Source organism: Bacillus sp. cl96 (assembly GCF_900100505.1).
Classification (GTDB): domain Bacteria; phylum Bacillota; class Bacilli; order Bacillales; family Bacillaceae_G; genus Bacillus_A; species Bacillus_A cereus.
The window spans coordinates 305,432-329,083 of record NZ_FNDM01000001.1 but is presented as its reverse complement, the minus strand read 5'-3'; the positions used below and the strand labels follow the sequence as shown (position 1 = coordinate 329,083).

Here is a 23,652-nt window from a genome sequence, read left to right as displayed (position 1 = left end):
TATGATGTTTTAATAAGCGAACTATATGTATGTGATGAAGAAAGTTGTTGTTAAATAATCTCTTCTAATAGAAGTTTCACTTTATTACAGTGTACGGGGGAATGTGGAAATGTATGTCCAAATTTTTTGTAAGTAAGAAATCGCTATAATAATATATTTATGTAGTTTATCGAGTAAAGATAGGCATATAACTATTTTTGTAAAATAAATCGATTTTATTTCCATTCTGGAGAATCTTATCATAAAATGAGAGTACAAGAATCTATTGATTTGTCATATGAGTGGGGAATCCCTTCATAACAATTCTAAGCAGGAAGGGAGAGTTGTATTTTGGATATTGAAAGAATTAATGATCATACGATGAAATTTTTTATTACGTACATTGATATAGAGGATAGAGGATTTAATCGTGAAGAAATTTGGTATGATCGCGAACGAAGTGAAGAGCTCTTTTGGGAGATGATGGACGAAGCTCGTGATCATGACGATTTCTTTATTGATGGACCGTTATGGATTCAAGTGCAAGCAGTCGATAAAGGGATTGAAGTACTTGTCACGAAAGCAGAGCTTTCAAAGGACGGACAAAAGCTAGAACTACCGATAGGGGTAGACAAAATTATAGATATTCCTCTAGATGAAGGCATCGAATCATTATTCCAACAAGAATTAGTCGAAGAGGTAGAAGAACAAACAGGAACAAACTTTAATGAAGATGGTACGTTTGGCTTTTTAATTAAATTTAATGATTTTGAAGATGTCATTTCATTAAGTCATCGTCTTATCTTTGAAGATATAAAAGATGAGCTGTATTCATTTGAGGACCGCTATTATGTATATGTGGAATTCGATGAAGTGCTACATGATGAAGAAGAAATCGATCGTATTTTAAGTATTATTTTAGAATATGGAGAAGAATCAACTTTAACAATTCATCGTGTAAGTGAGTATGGAAAACAAATTGTGAAAGAGCATGCGCTTGAAACGATTCGCAATAATTTTCCTGCTAAAACGTAGGCCGATTTCTGTAGTATGAAATCGGCTTTTTATATGAAGAATAGGAAAGCTTTCTTAGTTAGGAGGTAAGAGATGAAAAATACGTTAAAGCTGATTTTCTTTATACTGCTATTGTTCGCATTATTTGTTTCGTTACGTATGTTTATTGATGTAGCATTTTATTCAGATGTGATTGGGATAAAAGATGTTTCGATTTTAGGTATTATTAGTATTTTATTTACAGTATCTGCGTTTTTAATTGGTTGCGTTATTTTCTTAGAAAATCGACATCCATCTAAAACACTTACATGGTTAATTGTTTTAGGAATTTTTCCGGTATTTGGTTTCTTTGCTTATTTATTATTCGGACAAAATTTTCGAAGAAAAAGAATGTTCCAAAAGAAGGCGTTACTTGATGAACAGGCGTTTTTACAATATAAAGGGCATGAAGATTACGAAGAACGAATTTTACGCAATCATAAGCATCAAGAACTGTTATTTCGTTTAGCGGATCGATTAGGAGCTTTAAATATTTCATTTCAAACTGAAACGAGGACATTAACAAATGGAGATGAAACGTTTCGGGCTATTTTAAATGGGTTAAAACGAGCGAAACATCACATTCATATGGAATATTACATTGTGCGTGATGATAAATTAGGAACAGAAATTAAAGATATTTTAATACAAAAATCGAAAGAAGGCGTTGTTGTTCGCTTTTTATATGATGCGGTTGGAAGTTTTAAGTTATCGAAATCGTATATTGAAGAATTAAACGATGCAGGTGTAGAAATGATTCCATTCTTTCCTGTGCGCTTTCCGATTTTAAACGATAAGATTAATTATCGAAATCATAGGAAAATTGTTGTGATTGATGGGAACGAAGGGTTTGTAGGCGGATTAAATATCGGTGATGAGTATTTAGGGAAAAATAAATATTTTGGCTTTTGGCGAGATACGCATTTGTATTTACGTGGTGAAGCGGTTCAAAGTTTACAACTTATTTTCCTTCAAGACTGGTTTTATATGACTGGAGAGGCTGTGCTAGCCCCTGAATATTTACAAGCAAAAGCAGTTGAGGGTGATCATTGGGGAGGAGTGCAGCTAGTTGCAGGTGGCCCCGATAATAAGTGGGAAACGATTAAGCATTTATATTTCGCAATGATCGCTTCTGCTCGGAAATCTATTTGGATTGCAACGCCGTATTTTATTCCGGATGATGATATTTTATCCGCATTAAAGGTTGCTGCACTTGCTGGTATTGATGTTCGTTTATTAATGCCGAGTAAACCGGATAAGCGTACTGTCTTTTACGCATCGAGATCGTACTTCCCAGAGCTTTTAGATGCAGGAGTAAAGATATATGAATACGAAAAAGGTTTTCTTCATAGTAAAATTGTCATCGTTGATTCTGATTTAGCTTCAATTGGGACAGCTAATATGGATATGAGAAGTTTTCATTTGAATTTTGAAGTAAATGCCTTTTTATATGATACAGATAGCATTCGAAAACTTGTTCAAGACTTTAAAGATGATTTAGAAGAATCAAGTGAAATTCATGGTGATCATTTTCATAAAAGACGTCTTCATAGACGAATTGTTGAATCAACGTACCGATTATTATCACCTTTATTATAAAAAGAGATGTCCGAAATTGGGACATCTCTTTTTTAAAAGGAATTTGTAACAAATTGTAGAATATAAGGAGCTGAAAGGGTGTGATTACGATATTTATCGCTAAAAGAGAAAACGGTGAAAAAATTCATTTACTCTATAATTGTAATGAAGAGCTTTTGCGCCGTATGCGTCAACAAGAACGATTCTTTTGTGTAGCTTGCGGAAAGGAAGTGCAAATGAAATTAGGGAAACAAAAAAGTTGGCATTTTGCTCATAAAAAAGTGGATTCATGTCTTGCCTTTTATGAAGCGGAATCAAAGTATCATATGCATGGTAAAGAATTGTTATATAGATGGTTCAAACGTCAAAACTTTCAGGTGGATATAGAGTACTACCTCCCAGAAATTAAGCAACGACCAGATGTTTTTGTAGAGAGGGCGGGTAGAAAAATTGCAATTGAATACCAATGTGCAAACCTCGCTATAGAGCAGCTGTACAAAAGAACATATTCGTATTGGCAAGCTGGTATACAGGTCATTTGGATCGTTGGTGGAAATCAATTGAAAAAGCAATCTGCATATTGGATGAAATTTTCCTCACTTATGGCTTTCTCCTTACAATCTTATCCTCAGCCACTTCTTATTTTCTTCTGTCCGAAACAAAAATCATTTATGAAATGTGCATTTGTCACTCCCTTTTCTACAAATGTTTTTTTCTCACATACTATATATTTACCAACTGATGCGACTACTTTTGAAATGCTTTTTTCTCCTGTTCCTTTCGGGAAAGAAAGATTGGGTGAAGAGTGGAAGAAGAGAAAGAAAAACTTTCGCCAAAATGCCTTACCGATTTGGAATTATAATTATAAGTCATTATTACGCCTCTTATATCAATTTAAATGTACCCCAGCGAGCTTTCCTTCTGAAATTGGTGTTCCACTCCCTTCTGCATTTGCTTTTCAAACAAACCCATTTATATGGCAAGCTTTTCTATATATGAAGTGTATAGGGGAGCTTGCAGTGGGAGAGTGTATTTCTCTTCAATACGTGTGTAGTTATGTAAAAAGGTATACGAAAAGGCGGATACTTCCGTACTTTTCGCAGCACATATGGAAAATGGCAGTTACTGAATATATGACATTTTTATGCTATATAGGTGTTTTACGTAAAGTGGGAACTTATACGTACCGAAAAATAAGGGATGCCGTGATATTAAAAACAGAGGAGGAAATTATGAAACATGATGAGATTTGCTTAATACATGCGCTATCTTTATTTGAGGCAAATTTTAACATGAGAGGAGGAAAAGCGGATATAATAAAGAATGATTGTGAAGGAATTACATAAGAAAAAAACGAATTGTACTTAAGTAGAGATATTTAAAGGAGGGCTTAAAGAATGTCTGAACAAAACAAAGCGAAAGCATTACCAGATCGCAACGAGATTGAAGAAGCAAGTACGTGGCGATTAGAAGATATTTTCCAAACGGATGCAGAATGGGAAAAAGAATTCCAAGCTATTAAAGAGCTATTACCGAAGTTAACTGAATTTAAAGGGAAACTTGGTGACTCTGCGGACAATTTACTTGAGGCATTGCAATATGAAGATGAAATATCAATGCGATTAGGTAAGTTATATACATATGCTCATATGCGTTACGATCAAGATACAACAAACTCTGTATATCAAGCATTAAATGATCGTGCAACAAATTTATATTCACAAGTATCTAGTAGCACAGCGTATATTGTGCCTGAAATTTTATCGATTTCAGAAGATACACTGCAAACATTCTTGAAGGAAAATAGAGATTTAAGTGTATATGAACATGCATTAGAAGAAATTACACGTCAACGCCCGCACGTATTATCAGAAGCTGAGGAAGCTTTATTAGCGGAAGCATCTGAAGTAATGAGTTCATCAAGCAATACATTCGGTATGTTGAATAACGCGGATTTAAAATTCCCATCTATTAAAGGGGAAGACGGAGAAGAAATAGAAATTACACATGGCCGTTACATTCAGTTTTTAGAAAGTGATGATCCTCGTGTTCGCAAAGATGCATTTAAAGCTGTATATGAAACGTACGGAAAATTTAAAAACACATTCGCAAGTACGTTAAGCGGAGCAGTAAAACGTAATAATTTCAATGCGCGTGTTCGTAAATATGATTCTGCTCGCCAAGCTGCACTGAGCAATAATAATATTCCGGAAGCAGTATACGATCAACTCGTTGAAACAGTAAATGACAACTTACATTTATTACACCGTTACATCGATATTCGTAAGCGTGCACTAGGACTTGATGAGCTTCATATGTATGATTTATATACACCACTTGTACCAGAAGTGAAAATGAATGTGAAATACGAAGAAGCGCAAGACCTTTTATTAAAATCTTTAAACGTACTTGGTGATGAATATGTTGATATTTTGAAAGAGGCATATGAAAATCGCTGGGTAGATGTGTATGAGAATAAAGGAAAACGAAGCGGGGCATATTCATCTGGTGCATATGGAACAAATCCGTATATTTTAATGAACTGGCATGATAATGTAAATAATTTATTTACACTTGCTCATGAGTTTGGTCATTCGGTGCATAGTTACTATACAAGAAAAACACAACCGCACGTATATGGTGATTATTCCATCTTCGTAGCAGAAGTGGCATCTACTTGTAATGAAGCGCTTCTAAATGATTATTTATTAAAAACGACAGAAGATAAGAAAGAGCGTCTATATTTATTAAATCATTATTTAGAAGGGTTCCGTGGTACTGTATTCCGTCAAACGATGTTTGCAGAGTTTGAACATATTATTCATAAGAAAGTACAAGAAGGACATGCTGTTACGCCAGACATGTTAACGGAAATTTACTATGATTTAAATAAGAAATATTTCGGTGACGCTTTAGTAATCGACGAAGAGATTGGTTTAGAATGGTCTCGTATTCCACACTTCTACTACAACTATTACGTATATCAATATGCAACAGGATTTAGTGCAGCGACAGCTCTATCTAAACAGATTTTAGAAGAAGGACAACCAGCAGTAGAACGTTATATTAACGAGTTCTTAAAAGCAGGAAGCTCTGATTATCCAATTGAAGTGCTGAAAAAAGCAGGAGTAGATATGGCATCTCCTGAACCAGTAAAAGAGGCACTACAAGTATTTGAAGAGAAATTAAATGAATTAGAAGCATTATTATTTGAAGAAAAGTAATGAAAAAAGACGAGGGATTGTATCCTCGTCTTTTTGTTGAATAGATTCAATGTCGATATTTGTCGGAAAGAAAGGTGAATTTCTTTGTTTTTTTAACTGAAAGGATAGTTTTACGACTGATTTTTAAAATTAAAACCCTTTGAATCGTTTTTTATAATTGAAATAAGAGAGAGTGATAACGATGATTCCAAATAAAAGAGGTAAGGCAATAATTTTAGGAAAAGCTTGTAGTAGAGAGAGGATGTACAAGAAAAAAGAAACGATGACAGCTAGAAAGAGAAGAGCAATATAAGATTTTTTCATAAATAAACCCCCTAAATGACCTTTTTTATAGCTTATTCAAAAATGAAAACGTTTAGAATGTGACAAAAGTGTGAAATTCGACAAAAGGGGTTGTCATCTGACGTCGAATCTTGTAATATAATAAGCGTGAACGAATTCACATACAAACATATACCCCTTTGTTTGAACGTGAAAATTTCTCCCATCCCCTTTAATATTTTTATAAGCCGTAAAGAAAAAGACCTGGTGTTTACACCAGGTCTTTTTCTTTTGCTATCCATTTCCAATAACGTTCGCATTTTACTTCTATCATTTGTACTTTTCGTTTCAGTTGTAATTTTTTTAGTTCGCGTTCAATTTCTTGTTGCGGACAATCATAAATAAATGCTACTTCTTTTGAAGATATAAATTGTGTTGCTTCTAGTAACACTTCTAAAGGTGGTAATGGTTCTGGCTCAATTTCACATTTTACAAGTTCTTTCAATAATTGTACGTATACATCGTAGGAATAATTTCCAGCGATTTTAATACCTTCTTCATCTGAGTTCGCATGAAAAAAGACGAGGGAAGGTATTTCTGTAATATGCATTTCATTTGTGAATTTCAAGTCACATTGGAAAGCTTTTTTTGCACTAGCAGAATGTAGATCTTTTTTAAATTCTTCTACATCAATATTGCTATCTTTCGCACATGCAAGTAATAGTTCGCAGTCAGGGTTTGATACATTTTCAAGGAAAATGTATTCTTGGAGTTTTCGCAAAAACTTCGAACCTGCTTTTCGGCCTTGCAACTCCGCTGCCTTAATTGCCATCGAAACTAAATATGGTGTTGACGATGCTTCTTGCATATGTACCTTTCCATCACATGAAAAACCTTGTAAACTGGTTGTCTTTTCCCACACAAATCGAATATTAGCAGGTTTATTCCATTTGTGTGAGGAAGCGTTCGTTCCATCCACTTTTCCTGTTACGATATGACGAATAGAGAAGTATTTCCCGTATTCAAGCCATAGTTTAATAATAAAAGGCTCAATTTCCCAGCAATCTTTACAAAGTGGATCAATAAATAAATATGCTTCTACAGACTTATGCTCGCATGCGGAAGGAGATGGCATATTTATATGCTTTGCTTCCTGCTTATCCATTACACTTCACCTGTTTCGTTTGGAGTATTAACCATATGCTGAGCGGTTAATGCTAAACGTTCAAAAACAAACTCTCTTATATGACCATGAACTCCAGTATCATCCATTGCTTGCTCCATACATGATAGCCAAGCCTCTGCTCGTTTTGGAGTAATCTCAAACGGAAGATGGCGTGCTCTTAACATAGGATGACCATGTTCTTCAGTGTACAAATTAGGACCACCTAAATATTGTGTTAAAAATTGCTTCTGCTTCCTAGCGGTTTCTGTTAAATCTTCCGGGAAGATGGGAGATAAGTCAGGGTGTTTACTGACATAGGAATAAAATGTATCTACTAATATTGCAATGCATTGTTCACCGCCAATTGCTTCAAATGGTGTCATCGGTTGCTTGCTCATCCTTTATAAACTCCTTTTTCCATGAAATGTATATCTATTGTAGCAATGGAATGTTCGAGAGGGCAAATAAACAGCTTTCTCAAAGATTCTTTGCTTATTCTACGGGTGTAAACTTTTTTAGTGAGATGTATCCACTAGTGAAACATATTCACTAGTGGAATTTTCACTTTAGCGTGCTTTTTTTTGTTTGGCAAGGAAAAAGCGTTTTACTTTGTTATTTGTATGGCGAACAGGTATGTTATGTTGCGTTAATAAATGAATAAATGCAGCTTTTCCTGTTTCTTCATCTTGCACTTCAAATTCAATTTCATAATCATCGTGATTGTAATAGAAACTATGATCAAAGACAAGCGTTCCGCCTTTAAATAATGTTTCTGCTCTTTCTGTTGTTAAACTACCCATATATGTTAAAGCAGAAACAGGAATTTGTAATTTGTGTAATTGATCTACTACTGCTCCTTGAATGATTGTGTTTGTTTCCATCATCATTTTTGCTTCGTCTTCTGTTACGACTTGATGCGTTTCTAATAAACCGATTTCTGCAGGTTGTTTCAACGTTAACGTATAAGTTTCTCCTTTATGACGAATACGAAGTGCAGAGCCAGCTTCTTTTAACGAGAAGTCAGGTGTTTCAAAGTAGTGATTCACTTGTTTTGTAAATGCTTCAATAGAAAACGATTTACATAATGTATCGAATTCTTCTTTTGTAACGATATTTTTGAATTCAATTTCAATTTCTTGTGTCATTGTATAATCTCCTTTTGAAAAATAATTCTTTACACATTATCGCTTTTTCATAAATTTGGTTCAATGTTTTATTTGTTTGCGTCCATGTTATGATACAATAATACTGTTAAGTAAGACAGGAAGTTGAGATGGAGGAGTTAGAGCATGCAAAATAAAATCCAAGTTAAGAGCGTAGAAAAGAGAGAGAATGCTCTTATTTTTTGTGCGGAAAATAGTGAAATAGAGGTAAAGGAGTTAAGTGCGCGTAATCACGTACTTGTAGACTCAGACAATTTATCATTTTTATATATCTTAGAAAATGAATCATCTTTCATTTATGTAAGTATTCCGCACACATGCTGGGAAGCAATGCATGAAGCGATGAATAACGATGTGGTTATGTTCGTTCGCGTGAATGACATTGAAATGGAATTAGAAGGATTAAAAGAAGAAGTAGAATATTTAGTTGAAAATATTGAAGGTAATGCAAATTACGGAGAAGAATTAGTAACTGCTGTAGAAAAAGTATTTCTATAAGCAAATGGATTGATTTTGGTGGTGGTTGAAATGAATCGAAATTGGGAAGAATTTTTAGCACCTTACCACCAAGCGGTGGCAGAGCTAAAAGTGAAACTAAAAGGAATGCGTACTCAATTTGCAATGTTAACAGAGCATTCTCCAATTGAGTTTGTAACAGGAAGGGTAAAGTCGGTTGCAAGTATTATTGATAAAGCGGAGAAGAGAAATGTACCGCTAGACCGATTGAGAGAAGATATGCAGGATATTGCTGGGCTTAGAATGATGTGTCAATTTGTTGATGAGATTAAGCCTGTTGTAGAATATCTTCGAAAACGAAATGACTTTGAAATCGTGGAAGAACGTGATTATGTCACGCAAAAGAAAGATAGCGGTTATCGTTCTTATCATGTTGTCATTAGTTATCCTGTTCAAACGATTCAAGGTGAAAAAAAAGTATTGGTAGAAATCCAAATACGCACGCTAGCAATGAACTTTTGGGCAACAATTGAGCATTCTTTAAATTATAAATATAGTGGACGTTTTCCTGAAGATATTAAAATACGATTGCAACGTGCAGCTGAAGCGGCGTTTTTATTAGATGAAGAAATGTCTTCTATTCGTCTTGAAATTCAAGAAGCGCAAAAGGCTTTTTCAAGAAAGCAAGAAACGAAAGATTCCGAATCATAAACTAAAGGGTGTTGGGCGATGAAATTTACAATTATGTCAAAGGGAGATCAATCATCAGATACACTGGCAAGCACGATGAAAGAGTACTTGCTAGATTTTGGATTTATAATGGATGAAAAGGAACCCGATATTGTAATTTCTGTTGGGGGAGATGGAACGCTTTTATATGCGTTTCATCGTTATTATAATCGATTGGATGAAACAGCATTTGTTGGTGTACATACAGGACATCTAGGTTTCTATGCAGATTGGTTACCGACAGAAGTAGAGAAATTAGTAATTGCGATTGCGAAAACACCATTCCAAGTGGTGGAATATCCGCTTTTAGAAGTTATTATTCGCTATGTGAATGGAAGTAAAGAGTCACAGTATTTAGCGATGAATGAGGCGACTGTAAAAAGTGCAGAAGGTACATTAGTAACAGAAGTAGAAATACGCGGAGAATATTTTGAAACATTCCGCGGAGATGGCCTTTGTATCTCTACTCCTTCAGGAAGTACCGCATATAATAAAGCGCTTGGCGGAGCAATTATTCACCCATCTATTGAAGCGATTCAAATTGCAGAAATGGCGTCCATTAACAATCGTGTATTTCGTACTGTAGGATCACCACTCGTATTGCCGAAGCATCATACATGTGTGTTAAAGCCAGCTGCAGGAATGAACTTACAAATTACAGTGGATCACTTAACGATGGTTCATCAAGATGTGAAATCAATCCAGTATCGCGTCGCAAACGAGAAAGTACGATTTGTTCGTTTCCGCCCATTCCCGTTCTGGAAACGAGTTCGTGACTCGTTTGTTGCAGATAAATAGAAAGGGTTATATATTTGAACAGATTTACATTGAAATGGGATATAGGGCCGGCTGAAGAGGGAACTTTAGTTAGGGAATTTTTGAAAACGAAAGGTATTTCTAAAGCCGCTTTAACGGATATAAAGTTTCATGGCGGAGCAATTGAAGTAAATGGTCAACATGCGAGTGTTCGTCATCAGTTGCGTGCTGGTGAAGAATTACGTGTCTTTTTTCCAGTGGAGGAAAGAAGTGAAGGGATGATGGCAGAAGATATTCCTTTATGCATTATATATGAAGATGACGCGGTTCTTATCATTAATAAAGAGGCGAATATGTCAACGATTCCGTCTAGAGAACATCCGGCAGGAAGTGTTGCCAATGCGCTGTTATCTCATTATGATAAGCAGCATCTTGCAAGTACAGTGCACATCGTAACACGTTTAGATCGTGATACTTCGGGGCTTATGCTTATTGCAAAAAATCGTTTCGTGCATCATCTTTTATCGAAGCAGCATCAACAAAAAGCTGTGAAACGAACGTATGAAGCAATTGTTCACGGAAAGATTGTAGAACGAGAAGGAATGATTGATGCACCAATTGGTCGAAAATCTGATAGCATTATTGAGCGAATGGTTTGTGAGGATGGACAAAGGGCAGTTACTCATTTTAAAGTAATTGATAGTACATATCATAAGACACATGTAGCGCTTGAGCTTGAGACAGGAAGAACGCATCAAATTCGTGTGCATATGGCTCATATAGGACATCCATTACTTGGTGATAGCTTATATGGAGGGAGAAGGGATGAAATGAAGCGGCAAGCACTTCATAGTAAATCTTTGACGTTTTATCATCCTATTTTAGAGAAAGAGATGTCTTTCACTATAAAGCTTCCAAGCGATATGCAAGAAGTGTTGCGGCATACTTAAAAAGGGAACAAAATTCTTATATTATAAAGAATTTTGTTCCTTTTTTTCTTAGCGGAATAATATTAAAATTTGGTTTTCACCCGTACGCTTTATAACGAAAAATCCACTTTCGGCTTTTGTAGCAATGCCATTGTCATTTGGAAGACAAAATCCATGTGCTTCGCAAGTTCCGTCATCACGTACTAACATTTGTCCAATTAATCCAACAGGAAGCCACTCGGCGCGATCTTTTCTTGCTACATATTTGCGAGTTGGATCCCATTCTGTATTTAAAAGAGGTTGTATTTCTTCGGTTTCCGTCCATACATATTGGCGTTTTCCAAAGTTATCTGTTTTATAACGTTTTTCCCAACTTAAAGCCCCGCTATTTCCTATAAGGGCAGGGGTTGCACTAGATATTCCTAAAATGAACGAGTCGTGTGAAGTAGCTATCCGAATTTTTTCTTCGCTACTAAATGTAACGAAATAACCGACATCAATAGGTTTATGATCTTCGGTTTCAAACATTTGTGCAAAATCCGTTCCACTTGCATTGTAAGACGCACCCTCAATGTACATTTCTCCATTATGGGCAAGCCATTTAGCCCCGATATTATGGTCGGTGTCGCTTACACCATTTGCAATAAACCAAGAATAAGCTTCTTCTGCAGTGCCGAAGCGCCCCATAATATGGCTACCTGCAAAATGAGCTGTTGATGTATGATGACCTTCCGCATGAGAAGAGGATCCGTTAGCGATAGTTGCGGTTCCTTCTGCGTGTGCTGCTTCGCCTAAAGCAATCGTCTGTTTACCCTCTGCATGAGAATAAGCTCCGCCTGCTGTCGTTTCACTTCCCTCACTATGCGAACTATGTCCAGTTGCTTTTGAGTTTGATCCCTCTGCATGAGAGAAAGAACCTTTTGCGTGTGTTAATAAGCCTTCCGCATGTGCTGCCATGCCCTCCGCATGAGAGTGAAGCCCTTCCGCATATGCATATCGGCCGCCCCTTTTAACTTTTGTATTTTCAGGTGTAGGTGTCTCAATTATGAGTGGTTTTTCAGTTTGTATATCATTCGATGAAGCCAATGCCTCTTTTATTTTTTTTACTTTGTTTATAATAGCAGCTGGAATTTCTGGTTCCACTTTTTTATTTATTGCTACAGAAATATTTTCTTCCGTCTTTTCTTCTGTTTGATTAGAATGTATTACCTGTTCATCTTGATTTGAGAGCTGTTTATTTTTTTGTTGCATCTTTATTTTTCTGCGATCGATTATGCGGCTCATCACAGCATTTTCTAAAGAGACATATGTTGGTTTTACTTTGCTTTTTTTTGATGACTCTTGTTCTTCCAGTTCTTCTATCGCTGCAGCCCGAATACTACACCAGTTGTTAATTCCGTACATGGGCAGATATAAAGGGGGAAATTTTCTTTTTTGTTTAGAAGATTTTTTCTTCATTCTGTCACCTCCTGCGACATTATATGTAGTGTAATTAAAAAAAGATGCACTTTATTGCATCTTTTTTTAATTACTTTACCTAGTTTTATATGAGATCTGCCTAAATAATACGGTAATCTTTCGCTAAGTAAGGTAGTTATGAAATTGGACGGAATTTCTCAGCGACAAAAGGTAAAGAAGAAGGAACAGAGATAGTCTCCATTTCAGGATAACGTAATCCGGTTAATTTGCCACCAAATACAGCACCAGTATCAATATTGACTGTCTGATTGACGAATCGAGGTTCTGCTACTGGTGTATGTCCATATACAATCCAAGCTTGCCCCTTGTACTCTTGCGCCCAATCGCGACGGACAGGTGAGCCATCGGCATGCTTTTCTCCTGTAATATCGCCATATAATACAAAGGTTTGTACTTTTTTATCTCGTCTTCCTATGTAATCTTGCCGAATCCCAGCGTGACATACGATTACTCTTTTTTCATCTAGTATGTGGTAGAGGGGTGATTGTTCATAAAGAGTGATAAACTTTTCTTTTATAATGTTTTGCTTATGAGAAGGAAGTGCCTCATATTCAGCAACAGTTGTTTCAAGTCCGTGAGCGACTGTTACATTACGCCCAAGGAAAAATCGATATAGTTTATTACAGTGATTTCCAGGAGCGTAATAAGCTTCTTTTTTATGTATGACAAGTTCCCATACAATTTCAATCATACGTAATGAATGAGGACCACGGTCTGTAATATCGCCAACGAATGCAAGTTTACGTTGGTCAGGGTGAACCGGTAGACCGCTACTCCAGTTATATCCTAGCTTCTCTGTTAAATTTTGAAACTCTTGGAAGCATCCATGAATATCTCCTATAATGTCATATTTCATATTTAAACCTCCATCGTATTTTTCATTAGTATATCTAAAAAAGGATAGAGATAAAAATATAGCGTTTTTGTGTTGTTCATTTAAACATAAAGATTTTCGTTCTTGAGCGAACATTTAAAATGAATCCAATCGCAATCATGTATGTAAGCAGTGAACTTCCTCCGTAACTCATAAGAGGTAATGTTATCCCTGTAATGGGGAGTAATCCGATTGTCATCCCGATATTTTGGAATACTTGGAAAGTAAACATTCCGATTGTACCAGCGCAAATGTAACTACCGAAAGGGTCATTACTTTCTAAAGCAATATGAATCATTCGAAAAATGAGTAAGAAAAAAAGAGAAATAATGACACTTGCGCCTAGAAATCCAAATTGTTCAGCGACATTAGTGAAAATAAAATCTGTATGTGGTTCTGGAAAATATACTTGTCCATTTTCCCACCCTTTTCCTTGCATTTCGCCGGATCCAGTCGCTAAGAATGCTTGTCTTAATTGATAGCCTTGTGCATCATATTTGTAAGGTGCTAACCATCCGTAGAAGCGATTTAATTGATACTCTTTTAAAATGTGTGCTTTAAAGAAATCTGTGTGAGTAAAAAAAATATATATTAATGTAGATCCAGCAACGAAAGTACCTGAAACTAATCCAAAAATAAAACGCCATCGTATGCCAGAAACTAGTATCATTGCTGCAAGCATCGCTGAAATGACCATTGTGTTTCCTAAATCTGGTTCTTTTGCAATAAGTAGTAGTGGTGGCAAGCTTGTCGCAAATATTTTTCCAAGTAGTAAAAAATCGTCATGTATCGTTTGGGAAAAATATTTCTCATTATGATTTGCTATAATTCGTCCAATGACGATAATTAAAAACAATTTCATAATTTCAGAAGGCTGAAAATTTCCGATGCCTGGGAGCCTGTACCAAGCGGTAGCGCCTTTAATTGTAACGGCACCTGGTACTTGAAGTTCTAGTCCAATAAGTAGTACCATTGCAAAGCTGTACAAATACCAAGCAATTTTTTGATAACGATCGAAGTCGATAATCATAATAACACCAATGGCTATAAATCCAATGAAATACCATTGGATTTGCTTTAGTACAAAATTGACGTTTTGTAAAAATGGCGGTAAAGAGGCTTGCGCACTTGCAATAGCACAACAACTAACAATCCCAATGGCAAATAAAATAAATAGTAATACGTAGTCTATTTGATATTGAGAATTTGGATCTTTCAATGTAGGTATTCCTTTCTACTGCTCTTTATAGTAATGGATTTTATCCCGCATTAATGGGCAGTAAGACCCCCACCTCAAAATTCAGCGAAAGCGAAGAAGTTAGGTGGGGGATCAACTGCCCGTAAAAGCCCGATTGGTGAGAGCTGATTAAAGTTTCACTTTATAGTATGAGAAAGAATGTATGAACTATACGAATGATTCACATATAGTCCATACACTTTTAATTTTGCAGAGTAGTTTAATTGTTTAGCTCTTTAATAATTATATCCAAACAATGAGAGAGACGTACATGTGCGTCAGGAAAAATATCTAGTTGATGAAGATAGTATTTTAAGGAACTTTTACACCATTGGTAAGCACTAAGTAGAGCTGCTCTATAGTCCGTAGTATTTTGTAAAAAGCCATATTCTTTTGCTGTTATAACAAGGTGTGTGAAATCTTCACAACCTTGAAGGAGCTTATTGTGTATTTGTTGTCCAGCATGGTAGCGAAATTGACTTAAAGGCTCAGAAATGTATATTGCATTTCCTTTAGAAAGTAAAGAAATCCATGAGGCCATATCAACACTACAAGAATATTGTCGCTCTTTAAGGGTGCCAAAAGGTTCAGTGAGCAATTCCTTTCGGAACAAAGTAGTTGTAGGCTCACCGATAATGTTGTGTCCGCCCTTTAACATCCAATTACCTAAAAATATCCCGTTTAATGGGGTGTCTTCACTATATAACCTTTGTGTTGGATGGGAATCACCTATTAGATTTCCATGATCATCAATGCGTACTCGATAAGAAGTAACAAGAGCAAGATTTTTATTGGGATCTTGCTCAAAATAGGTCATCATTTTTTGTATTTTATGCTTATAAAACACGTCATCGTCCATTAAAAAATTTATATACTCACCATTTGATTTTTCTATGAGCATAAGGTCATTGTGAAATTGTCCTAGAGTAGGGGTATTTCGAATGTATGTTATATTTTTATAATTTGGTAAGTATTGTTTGCGTATTAAAGTTGCTGTTTCATCATTTGTACTATCATCTCCGATGATGATTTCAATATTTGAATAAGTTTGTGCCAATGCACTTTCTAGAGCAATTTTGAAATAATGAGGCCGATTATAAGTAGGAATAAGGATGGAAACGAGAGGTGGATTTTTTTCATTCATCATACATAACTTCCTTTCAGAAGCTTTTTTTTGTAAGAACAATATCTTGGTAACTTGTATATTCATGTCTGCCGCACCATAAACCGTAATGCGGCTTATTGATTATTTCTAGGTCGTACTTATTCAATAGATTGCAAATATCTGTCTCAGGATAAGCAACTGCGAAATTCGGAATATCTTTATTTACAACGTAGCAATTTTCGATTCGATGATAAAAACCTAATGTACTTTGTCCTGCATTTAAATAATAGGACGATTCAGGGTTTATAAGAAAGAATGTAATGAAACATCTCCCGTCTTTTTTTAATACACGTACAATTTCAGATACGTAATGTTCTAATTCTTTTGGGAGAAGATGTGTAAATACAGAAGTTAAAAAGATAAAATCGAATGTTCCGTCTTCATAGGGAAAACGATATTGAGAGGCATCTTCTTTTCCTTCCGGATTATAGAATTGATTGTATATGTCAACATGTTCAAAGTGAAAATTATTACGCATAGTTGAAATGTTATTTTGACACCAAGTAATTCCATCTTTAAACAAATCAAATCCATAATACGCTCCATCATCATTTAAGTAATTCATTAATGGTACAGCCATTCGGCCGACACCGCAGCCTACATCTAATACTTTTTCATTTGATTTTAAAGCACCAATTTGAATAAAATGCTTTAGGAACTCTTTTCCAACCTTTTTGAAGTCGCCACCTACATATTGGACGAGTTCAGGAGGGGGGAGTAAAGTCATTTCTTTGTTAAGTTCACTCATGAGTATACCCCTTTCTTGTATGAGAAGATGCAGTAAATCTATTAATAAAATTTTCAATTTGTAGTGAGAGAATACAGGAAAACAATTGTTATATGTAAGGAGATTCCGAAAAAGAATACTTAATTGGATTAGAAGTGAGAGAAGAATGAGTGAAAATGGAATCTCCTATAGATTAAATCTTTTTTTATTCTTTTCTCCAATAAACGCCAAATACATCAATTTTAGTAATAGGGGCTTTTAAATTTCGTTGGTTTCTAAAGTCTGTCACAGCCTCAGCGCATGGCGGTAGCCCGTAGTCATCGATAATTATATAGCCACCTTTAGAAACTTTATCATATAAGTTCACGAGACCATCCATTGTGGATTCGTACATATCACCATCAAGCCGTGCAATTGCTATTTTTTCAATTGGTGCTGTTGGTAAAGTATCTTTAAACCAACCTTTTAAAAATTTCACTTGATTATTTAGTAAATCATATTTTTTGAAATTCTCTTGTACTTGTTCTAAAGAGACGCGTAAGTAATCGAATGTGTGTAAATAATCACCGTAATCTTTTGGATATTGTTCTAGATTCGGTGCTGGCAAACCTTCAAATGAATCTGCAACCCACACATTACGATCCGTAATGTTGTTTGCTTGTAAAAAACCATTCATAAAAATGCATGATCCTCCGCGCCATACACCTGTTTCAATAAAATCACCTTCTATATTTTCACGAACAACGGTTTCCATCGCCTCTTGTAATTGGTTCATACGTTCTCGACCAATCATGCTATGTGCTGCTCTTGGCCAATCCATTCCATCATGACGTTCACTTTTAGAAACATTTGGTTTTACAATTTTTAAGTTATGGTTTTCAGCATATTGCTTAATGAATAAAGGGAGAGGGACTGTAACTGGTTCGAATTCTAGTTCTTTTGAAATATGTAGAGATGCGGGTAAGTATGCCTCATATTCTAACCATATTTCAAATAAAATGGTCTTCTTTAGCAATTCGAGATAAAGCTGAACAGCAGATTTACTTTCCATATTTGTGCCTCCTGCAAAATGTCATACAACAATATGATTATGTAGATAGCGAATGTTTCATGATTGAATTTGAAATTGAAAAAGCAGTAAAACTGATATCAGTTTTACTGCTAAGTAAAAAATTAAGCGATTTTTTCAATAATAATAGATGCATTTGTACCAAGAGCTAATGATAGCCCAAGTCCTGTAACGATTACTTCAACTAATGATGGAGTTGTCGTAATTTGCGTAATTGCTTGAACAACGATAGGTGCTCCAACTGAGATTAAAGTAGCCCCAGTACCTGGTACAGATACCCCATTTACTTGGATTGTAAGCCCCCCTAATACACTTATTGCCGCAGTATATACGATAACAGTGATTTTATAGAATCCAGTTTCAGCAATAACGAAAGTATCAGCATCTAATTGAGAAATTGCTGTACCAAACTGAGATCCAACAGTATTAAATGGTACTGGAGCATTTAGTCCAAGATCTAAAGAAATTCCAGCGGAGTTAAATGCATACAATCCTGCTGGAAGTCCTAGTCCGGATGGTCCAGTCGGTCCAGTCGGTCCAGTAGCCCCAGTAGCCCCAGTCGGTCCAGTAGCTCCAGTGTCACCAGTCGGCCCTGTAGGTCCAGTAGCCCCAGTGTCACCAGTCGGCCCCGTAGGTCCAGTAGCCCCAGTGTCACCAGTCGGCCCCGTAGGTCCAGTAGCCCCAGTGTCACCAGTCGGCCCCGTAGGTCCAGTAGTCCCAGTGCCACCAGTCGGCCCCGTAGGTCCAGTCGGCCCCGTAGGTCCAGTTGGTCCAGTTGGCCCGGTAGGTACAGTCGGCCCTGTAGGTCCAGTCGGTCCAGTCGGCCCGGTCGGCCCAGTCGGAAGGGTAAACGGTGGTATCGGTGGTAATGTTGGTCCTACAAGATTAGGGTCAAATGCACTAGCTGATAAAGATTCATCGGGATTTAATCCATTTGAATAATTATTATTTGACATAAATTCACCTCCATAAAGCGTTCATTATATAGTAGATGCAAAACCGAAAGAAAATGACACGGACATTTGAATTATTGAAAAGAAATCTTAAACTACTTGAACAATTTAAAAAAATGGAAAGTTTAGTATATGTATAACATATGATTGATTTGGAAGAGGGTGATTATGTTGAACAAGCAAGGAATTACAATTAGTTTATGTATGATTGTTCGAGATGAGGAGGAGACAATAGCCCGTTGTTTAGAAACAGTTGAAAAAATTGTGGATGAAATTATAGTAGTTGATACAGGTTCCGTCGATCGAACGAAAGAAATCGTAGAGAAATATACTTCTAACATATATGATTTCCAGTGGATTGATGATTTTGCAGCAGCAAGAAATTTTTCTTTTTCAAAAGCGACGCAAGAGTATATATTGTGGCTAGATGCAGATGATGTCTTATTAGAAGATGCTCAAGAAGCATTGAAACTTTTAAAAAGAGAATTAGATCCTAAAATTGATGCTGTTTCGATGCCTTATCACCTTGCATTGGATTCTAACGGGAAACCTTTATATTGTACAAAAAGAAATCGACTTGTAAAGCGTGAAAAACAATTTCAATGGTTTGGAAAGGTTCATGAGTATTTAGCTATTTCTGGTGAGGTTTTTAGTAGTAATGTTGCTATTACACATAAAAAAGAAAAAAAAGTAACAAATCGTAATTTGAAAATTTTTCAAAATACTGTAGCGGCAGGTGAAGAATTAAGTCCGAGAGATTTATTTTATTACGCAAATGAATCTACAGATAACCAAAAATATGATGATGCAGTTCTTCTATATGAAACATTTCTTAATCAAGACGAAGGATGGTATGAAGAGAAAATTTATGCATGTGGTAAGTTAGGAGATTGCTATGCAAAGCTCGGAATGTGGGAGAAGGCAATCGAATCTTGTGTGAAGTCGTTTCGGTATGACGTCCCTAGAGGAGAGAATTGTACAAGAATAGGATATATATATATGGAACAAGAAAAATATAATGAAGCGATATTTTGGTTTAAACTTGCTACGGAAGTACCAATGGCAACGGAAAGTCCTTTCCATAGTCCAGCTAGCTACACATGGCTACCCTATTTACAAATGTGTATTTGTTATAGCAGGTTAGGGGAGCAGGATAAAGCGTATTATTACAATGAATTAGCAGCTTCTTATGTTCCGAATAATGCTGCAATTGAATATAACCGTAAATATTTTCGGGGAGTTTTTGATAAACCATATAAAGTGTAATAGGTTTCGTTTTTTAGAAATGATTTATCGCTATTCTAACTCTAATAGATTGGTTATATATTAGAGTATCAGTAACGTAACCAATATAAATAAAAGATTTTATACTGCTATTTGCGGGCTAATAATCATTGGGGGATGAACAAAATCTGCACTTTATAGAATTCATATGAGATTTATATTTCTAATTCAATTTGCATAAGGAGTGTGTGAAATGAATCGCGAAAAAAGTTCTTTATATGAAGAAAAATCCGAGCATTATTATAATGCAGCGAATCCGAATTTATTAAAGCATATAAAAAAGGAATGGAAAGAAGTTCTTGATATTGGTTGTTCGAGCGGTGCATTGGGAGCAGCTATTAAAGAAAACGGTACACGTGTATCAGGAATAGAGGCATTTCCAGAGGCGGCAGAAAAAGCGAAGGAAAGACTAGATCATGTTATTTTAGGGGATATAGAAAAAATAGATCTTCCTTATGAGGAGGGGCAATTTGATTGCGTCCTATTTGGGGATGTATTAGAGCATTTATTTGATCCGTGGGCTGTGATTGAAAAGGTTAAGCCATATATAAAGCAAAATGGTGTGATTTTAGCAAGTATACCAAACGTTGCTCATATTTCAGTATTAGCTCCCTTACTTGCTGGAAATTGGACGTATACAGAATATGGTTTATTAGATAAAACACATATTCGTTTCTTTACATTCAATGAAATGCTAAGAATGTTTTTAAAAGCAGGATATTCAATTAGTAAAGTAGATCGTGTATATGTTGATCATAAAATGTATGAACCGCTTATTGAGGAGCTATATGGAATTTGTAAAAAATATCGTCTTGGAAGTGGCTTCATGGCTGAGACAGTTGTATTTCAGTATATTATTGAAGCTGAAAAATCACAATTATGAGTGCTGCAGACAAAACAATATTATTTGTTACATGTATAAATGATCGGAAATTGTATGCAAACTGCGTGCGACATATATTGCAATTGTTAGTACCGCCAGGGTATATTGTCCAATTCATGCCGATTCGAAATGCGAAAAGTATGACGAGTGGATACAATCAAGCCATTTCGCATCCAGCGAAGTATAAAGTGTATTTACATCAAGATGTTTTTATTATAAATAGGGCTTTTTTATATGGATTACTTCAATTATTTGAGGAACATGAACACCTTGGGATGATCGGGATGGTTGGAGCGCAATATGTTCCTCCGACTGGTGTATGGAACGAAGGGCGTGGCATTGTAGGAAAAGTCATTGGTTATATGAATGATTTGTTTTATATGGCAAGTTTAGAACAACCGTATCATGAATCAAAAACATTTATTCCTGTAGAATGTATTGATGGTTTATTAATGGCGACACAATATGATGTTCCGTGGCGAGAAGACTTATTTGACGGATTTGATTTTTATGATGTATCTCAATCATTTGAATTTAGAAAAGCAGGATATACAGTCGGTGTACCTGTACAGCGCGATGCTTGGTGTATCCATTATCATTTTGATGTGAATATGACGAACTATGAAAAGTATCGGAAAATATTTGTGGAACACTATATGTCAGATGTAAATAAGGAAGAATAAAAGGGGGGACAAAAATGAAAGATCATACAATATTAGTTGTTGTTTGTGTAAATAATGAGGAGCTTTTCAAACAATGTGAGAGCCAAATAAGAAACATTTTTGTTCCCCCAGGTTATGTCGTGCAAATTTTTCCGATACGAGATGCACAAAGTATGGCAAGTGCATACAACCGAGCCCTTTCATATCCAGCGAAATACAAAGTATATATACATCAAGATACATATCTTATTAATCGAGACATGTTTTCTACACTTATATCTCTTTTTAAAGAAAATGAAAAACTTGGTTTAATAGGAGTCGCTGGGGCTCAGTTTTTACCGAATAACGGGATATGGTGGGAAGGAAAAAATTTAGTAGGGAAAGTGATTGAGTATAGAAGACGGAATTATCAATTATTAAATTTAGATCAGGTTTTTTATGGTAATCAACCATTTTTGTCAGTTCAGGCAATTGATGGCTTATTCATGGCAACGCAGTATGATATTCCGTGGCGAGAAGATTTGTTTCAAGGGTTTCACTTTTATGATGTGTCACAGTCTTTAGAGTTTCAAAGGGCTGGTTATTTAATTGGTATCCCAAATCAAGCAAATTTATGGTGTATTCATTACAACGGGGATGAGTTTGATGCGGATACATATGAGAAGTACCGGAAAGTGTTTGTAGAACATTACAAAGATATATTATCTCCATCATAAAGGAGAGATGCAAAGTGAAAGGAATTATTTTAGCAGGTGGTACTGGATCGAGATTATATCCAATAACGAAAGTAACGAATAAACATTTACTTCCTGTTGGTCGGTATCCGATGATTTATCATGCGGTATATAAGTTAAAACAATGTGATATTACAGATATTATGATTATTACAGGTAAAGAGCATATGGGGGATGTTGTTAGCTTTTTAGGAAGTGGTCATGAATTTGGAGTATCCTTTACGTATCGTGTGCAAGATAAAGCGGGCGGGATCGCACAGGCGTTAGGGCTTTGTGAAGATTTCGTCGGGAATGATCGTATGGTAGTTATATTAGGGGATAATATTTTTTCAGATGATATTCTTCCGTATGTTGAAGAGTTTGCAAATCAAGAAGAAGGTGCGAAAGTGCTATTGCAATCTGTAGAAGATCCCGAAAGATTTGGCGTAGCACATATTCAAAACCGAAAAATAGTTGAAATTGAAGAAAAGCCGAAAGAGCCGAAAAGTTCTTATGCGGTTACGGGAATTTATTTGTATGATTCGAAAGTCTTTTCTTATATTAAAGAATTAAAACCTTCTGCGCGGGGAGAACTTGAAATTACAGATATAAATAATTGGTATTTAAAACGAGGGGTACTTACTTATAATGAAATGAGCGGTTGGTGGACTGATGCGGGAACTCATGCTTCGCTTCAAAAGGCGAATACGTTAGCGCGTGATATTAATTTTGGGAAACAGTTTAACGGAGAATAGGTGAGAATATGAAAGTTGTAGAAACAAATTTTACCGATGCAAAATTGTTAGAACCGAGGTTGTTTGGAGACGAGCGTGGCTTTTTTTCAGAGAGTTATAATAAGCAGGTGCTAGAAACATTAGGGATAACGTATTCATTTGTACAGGATAACGTATCTTATTCGGCTAAGGCAGGAACGATTCGGGGACTACACTTTCAAAAAAAACCGAAAGCACAAACGAAACTCATTCAAGTTATGCAAGGGGCAATTTATGATGTTATCGTTGATTTACGAAAAAAATCACCAACATTTAAACAATGGAAAGGATATATTTTAAGTGCAGATAACCATCGGCAATTACTAGTGCCAAAAGGGTTTGCGCATGGATTTTGCACGCTTGTTCCGCATACTATCGTTATGTATAAAGTAGATGAATATTATAGCGCAGAGCATGACTCAGGATTACTTTGGGAAGATAAAGATTTAGCAATTCCTTGGCCAGTAACCGATCCTATATTGTCCGATAAGGATCAGATATTACCATTATTAGAGGAATATGAAGATAGTTTTTAAGTAG

25 protein-coding genes are annotated in these 23,652 nt (G+C 35.8%); 14 read left to right on the top strand and 11 right to left on the bottom strand.

Annotation, left to right across the window (positions count from 1 at the left end; all coding sequences use genetic code 11):
* The first annotated feature begins 330 nt into the window (after positions 1-330).
* From mecA to pepF, 4 genes are all read left to right on the top strand, one after another.
* Positions 331-1,014, top strand: coding sequence for an adaptor protein MecA (gene mecA, locus BLT20_RS01855; RefSeq protein WP_000350713.1), 684 nt, complete (start codon positions 331-333; stop codon positions 1,012-1,014).
* Between the two features lie 72 nt (positions 1,015-1,086).
* Complete coding sequence (locus BLT20_RS01850) at positions 1,087-2,631, top strand: cardiolipin synthase (RefSeq protein ID WP_000799194.1); 1,545 nt, start codon at positions 1,087-1,089, stop codon at positions 2,629-2,631.
* Between the two features lie 80 nt (positions 2,632-2,711).
* Positions 2,712-3,956 (top strand): competence protein CoiA, encoded by a 1,245-nt coding sequence (locus tag BLT20_RS01845; RefSeq protein ID WP_000628314.1) that lies wholly within the window; start codon positions 2,712-2,714, stop codon positions 3,954-3,956.
* Positions 3,957-4,007: 51 nt separating this feature from the next.
* Positions 4,008-5,834, top strand: coding sequence for an oligoendopeptidase F (gene pepF, locus BLT20_RS01840; RefSeq protein ID WP_000003348.1), 1,827 nt, complete (start codon positions 4,008-4,010; stop codon positions 5,832-5,834).
* Positions 5,835-5,963: 129 nt separating this feature from the next.
* On the opposite strand, the gene BLT20_RS30410 is transcribed toward pepF, so the two are convergent.
* The 4 genes from BLT20_RS30410 to BLT20_RS01820 form a co-directional block, all read right to left on the bottom strand.
* On the bottom strand, positions 5,964-6,137 hold the full coding sequence (locus tag BLT20_RS30410) for a hypothetical protein (RefSeq protein WP_000750355.1): 174 nt from the start codon (positions 6,135-6,137) through the stop codon (positions 5,964-5,966).
* A 229-nt stretch (positions 6,138-6,366) separates the two neighbouring features.
* On the bottom strand, positions 6,367-7,260 hold the full coding sequence (locus tag BLT20_RS01830) for a ClpXP adapter SpxH family protein (RefSeq protein ID WP_000360645.1): 894 nt from the start codon (positions 7,258-7,260) through the stop codon (positions 6,367-6,369).
* Positions 7,260-7,658 (bottom strand): globin domain-containing protein, encoded by a 399-nt coding sequence (locus tag BLT20_RS01825; RefSeq protein ID WP_000043386.1) that lies wholly within the window; start codon positions 7,656-7,658, stop codon positions 7,260-7,262. The genes BLT20_RS01830 and BLT20_RS01825 overlap by 1 nt, the downstream gene beginning before the upstream one ends.
* Positions 7,659-7,826: 168 nt before the next feature.
* On the bottom strand, positions 7,827-8,405 hold the full coding sequence (locus BLT20_RS01820; RefSeq protein WP_000191121.1) for a CYTH domain-containing protein: 579 nt from the start codon (positions 8,403-8,405) through the stop codon (positions 7,827-7,829).
* Between the two features lie 144 nt (positions 8,406-8,549).
* On the opposite strand from BLT20_RS01820, the gene BLT20_RS01815 reads away from it, so the two are divergent.
* From BLT20_RS01815 to BLT20_RS01800, 4 genes are read left to right on the top strand one after another with little or no spacing between them, the layout of a single operon-like run.
* On the top strand, positions 8,550-8,921 hold the full coding sequence (locus BLT20_RS01815; RefSeq protein WP_001180003.1) for a UPF0738 family protein: 372 nt from the start codon (positions 8,550-8,552) through the stop codon (positions 8,919-8,921).
* A gap of 30 nt (positions 8,922-8,951) precedes the next feature.
* Entirely contained in the window at positions 8,952-9,590 is a 639-nt protein-coding gene (locus BLT20_RS01810) for a GTP diphosphokinase (RefSeq protein ID WP_001081480.1), read from the top strand.
* Positions 9,591-9,608: 18 nt separating this feature from the next.
* Entirely contained in the window at positions 9,609-10,406 is a 798-nt protein-coding gene (locus BLT20_RS01805) for an NAD kinase (protein WP_000673190.1), read from the top strand.
* A 14-nt stretch (positions 10,407-10,420) separates the two neighbouring features.
* Entirely contained in the window at positions 10,421-11,314 is an 894-nt protein-coding gene (locus BLT20_RS01800) for an RluA family pseudouridine synthase (RefSeq protein WP_001079134.1), read from the top strand.
* 48 nt (positions 11,315-11,362) lie between these two features.
* Here the strand turns inward: BLT20_RS01800 and BLT20_RS01795 are convergent, their stop codons facing one another.
* The 7 genes from BLT20_RS01795 to BLT20_RS01765 form a co-directional block, all read right to left on the bottom strand.
* The gene (locus BLT20_RS01795; protein ID WP_000730518.1) at positions 11,363-12,751 is read right to left on the bottom strand and encodes a peptidase G2 autoproteolytic cleavage domain-containing protein; all 1,389 of its coding nucleotides are present in this window, start codon (positions 12,749-12,751) and stop codon (positions 11,363-11,365) included.
* Positions 12,752-12,887: 136 nt separating this feature from the next.
* Positions 12,888-13,628: a bis(5'-nucleosyl)-tetraphosphatase PrpE gene (prpE, locus tag BLT20_RS01790; protein ID WP_000872698.1), complete on the bottom strand. Its 741-nt coding sequence runs from the start codon at positions 13,626-13,628 to the stop codon at positions 12,888-12,890.
* Positions 13,629-13,704: 76 nt separating this feature from the next.
* Positions 13,705-14,865 (bottom strand): FtsW/RodA/SpoVE family cell cycle protein, encoded by a 1,161-nt coding sequence (locus tag BLT20_RS01785; protein ID WP_000654702.1) that lies wholly within the window; start codon positions 14,863-14,865, stop codon positions 13,705-13,707.
* A gap of 238 nt (positions 14,866-15,103) precedes the next feature.
* Entirely contained in the window at positions 15,104-16,030 is a 927-nt protein-coding gene (locus BLT20_RS01780) for a glycosyltransferase family 2 protein (protein ID WP_002025472.1), read from the bottom strand.
* A 13-nt stretch (positions 16,031-16,043) separates the two neighbouring features.
* On the bottom strand, positions 16,044-16,796 hold the full coding sequence (locus tag BLT20_RS01775; protein WP_001292842.1) for a class I SAM-dependent methyltransferase: 753 nt from the start codon (positions 16,794-16,796) through the stop codon (positions 16,044-16,046).
* Positions 16,797-16,980: 184 nt separating this feature from the next.
* Positions 16,981-17,826: a TylF/MycF family methyltransferase gene (locus BLT20_RS01770; RefSeq protein WP_000444383.1), complete on the bottom strand. Its 846-nt coding sequence runs from the start codon at positions 17,824-17,826 to the stop codon at positions 16,981-16,983.
* Positions 17,827-17,948: 122 nt separating this feature from the next.
* Positions 17,949-18,800 (bottom strand): BclA C-terminal domain-containing protein, encoded by an 852-nt coding sequence (locus BLT20_RS01765; RefSeq protein WP_090869516.1) that lies wholly within the window; start codon positions 18,798-18,800, stop codon positions 17,949-17,951.
* 165 nt (positions 18,801-18,965) lie between these two features.
* Here BLT20_RS01765 and BLT20_RS01760 point away from each other — a divergent pair, with 165 nt between their 5' ends.
* From BLT20_RS01760 to rfbC, 6 genes are all read left to right on the top strand, one after another.
* Positions 18,966-20,063, top strand: a complete 1,098-nt coding sequence (locus BLT20_RS01760) for a glycosyltransferase (protein WP_000932912.1) — start codon at positions 18,966-18,968, stop codon at positions 20,061-20,063.
* 211 nt (positions 20,064-20,274) lie between these two features.
* Positions 20,275-20,964, top strand: a complete 690-nt coding sequence (locus BLT20_RS01755) for a class I SAM-dependent methyltransferase (RefSeq protein ID WP_001078432.1) — start codon at positions 20,275-20,277, stop codon at positions 20,962-20,964.
* Complete coding sequence (locus tag BLT20_RS01750) at positions 20,961-21,647, top strand: glycosyltransferase family protein (RefSeq protein ID WP_001271184.1); 687 nt, start codon at positions 20,961-20,963, stop codon at positions 21,645-21,647. The genes BLT20_RS01755 and BLT20_RS01750 overlap by 4 nt, the downstream gene beginning before the upstream one ends.
* A 14-nt stretch (positions 21,648-21,661) precedes the next feature.
* Positions 21,662-22,342: a glycosyltransferase family protein gene (locus BLT20_RS01745; protein WP_000651527.1), complete on the top strand. Its 681-nt coding sequence runs from the start codon at positions 21,662-21,664 to the stop codon at positions 22,340-22,342.
* A 14-nt stretch (positions 22,343-22,356) separates the two neighbouring features.
* The gene (locus BLT20_RS01740; protein ID WP_000676156.1) at positions 22,357-23,094 is read left to right on the top strand and encodes a sugar phosphate nucleotidyltransferase; all 738 of its coding nucleotides are present in this window, start codon (positions 22,357-22,359) and stop codon (positions 23,092-23,094) included.
* 8 nt (positions 23,095-23,102) lie between these two features.
* Positions 23,103-23,648, top strand: a complete 546-nt coding sequence (gene rfbC / locus BLT20_RS01735; protein ID WP_000869415.1) for a dTDP-4-dehydrorhamnose 3,5-epimerase — start codon at positions 23,103-23,105, stop codon at positions 23,646-23,648.
* The last annotated feature ends 4 nt before the right edge of the window (positions 23,649-23,652 follow it).